The sequence below is a fragment of the Spiroplasma sp. hy2 genome, assembly GCF_044714365.1.
In the GTDB taxonomy this organism is placed as follows: domain Bacteria; phylum Bacillota_I; class Bacilli_A; order Mycoplasmatales; family Mycoplasmataceae; genus Spiroplasma; species Spiroplasma phoeniceum.
On sequence record NZ_RXFZ02000211.1, the window covers coordinates 1 to 1,517 of the forward strand.

At 22.3% G+C, this 1,517-nt stretch carries 2 protein-coding genes; both read left to right on the forward strand.

All coding sequences use genetic code 4. From position 1 onward, the window contains the following. The coding region (locus tag EHV01_RS05480; protein ID WP_422066577.1) for a hypothetical protein at nucleotides 1-452 on the forward strand (452 nt) is incomplete at its 5' end. Between the two features lie 6 nt (nucleotides 453-458). Continuing rightward, on the forward strand, nucleotides 459-1,397 hold the full coding sequence (locus EHV01_RS05485; protein WP_422066578.1) for a hypothetical protein: 939 nt from the start codon (nucleotides 459-461) through the stop codon (nucleotides 1,395-1,397). Nucleotides 1,398-1,517 lie beyond the last annotated feature (120 nt).

Sequence of the window (1,517 nt, forward strand, 5' to 3'; positions counted from 1 at the left end):
ATGGTAAAGTTCAATATGCAACACCAACTATTTTATATCCAAAAACATGTAAAATTATTTTAGAAAAAGCACCTACACAAGCAGAAATTAATACTGCTAAAAGTAATCTTAATAAAACATTTAGAGTTCCTGTTGATTATGTAATTCCATCATCAAATAAAATTGATATTAGTGGGATTAATAAATTAGATAAACCAACTATTCATGTTGACGATCCAACTCAAACAACAGCCGAACAATTAAAACCACAATTTAAAGCTGTCGTTTTAAAAGCAATTAAAGCCGTAGATAGTTCTTTAACTGAGAATGATTATGATTACTTTATTGAAGCTAAGGGTGAAGATTGACCAATAGATATTACAAATGATAAAACTGTTGAAGTTCAAATTGAGGGTAAAAACAATGCTACTGGTCAAACAAATCCAATTGATGTAGTAATTAAAAATTCTTAATAAACAATGAACTTACTAATTTTACGAGTTTTAACTTTATTAGTATCTAATTTAGAAAATAAACCTTTAATAAGTAAATTTGTAAATTTAATTAATAGAGTTAAACAAGTTCAAAATAAAGTATTAAAACCAATTAATTATATTACTGATAAATATAATAAAATTACAAGTAAAGTTGAAGATATTTATCAGTGATTAAATCCATTTACTTATTTAGATTTAATTAAAAAAGGTCATAAAAAAGAAATACAACAAATATTAAGTCAATTAGAAAAAGATAATAATATTAAAAATAGAGAACAATTTAAAAATGAAAATTATCTAAATACTAATTGACAACCTTTAAATAGTAGTTGACTTGATAGTGGTATGTTTAATATTACAAATAAGTTAACTTTAACAGGTAATTTAACTATTTTAATATATACAAAAACAGCAAAACATCCAAAATTTTATGGTCCATATGTGTATCCTAGTGTTCCTGTTGAAATTTGAAAATTATTAAGTAATGCAGTATCTAATGCTGGGACTTTATTTTGGCGTTATTGATTAAGAAAATGATTACCTAGTCATTTAAGAAATTATATTAAAAAACGATTACCACAAGCATTAAAAGAAAAATATCCCAAAGGAAATATTAAATTAACATTACCAACAGTTCAAAAATTACAACAAATTAAAAGGTTTATTAATAATTTAAAGATTGGACATTTTAATTTTAATTTTGTTGGTGAAATTAATAATAAAAAATGATATCGTGAACGCCGAAGTGATGTTAAAAATATTAAGAATTTATATAAAACACCAGTTAAAAATATGTTTTACAAAACTAATCAAACTATCAAAACAATTAAGAAAACAAAAACAAGAGTTAATAGTTATAAACCAAGTAATTTAAAAAATAAATATAGTAATCAATTAAGAGGTGTTTTATATGGAAAATAATTTAAGTAATTTATTATTTATAACAGTTGAAGATGTTAAAGAAAGTAAACTTTGACAACCTATTAATGATAGAAAACAATCTGCTTATAATGATAATTTAATTTATAATGCTATTTTAWA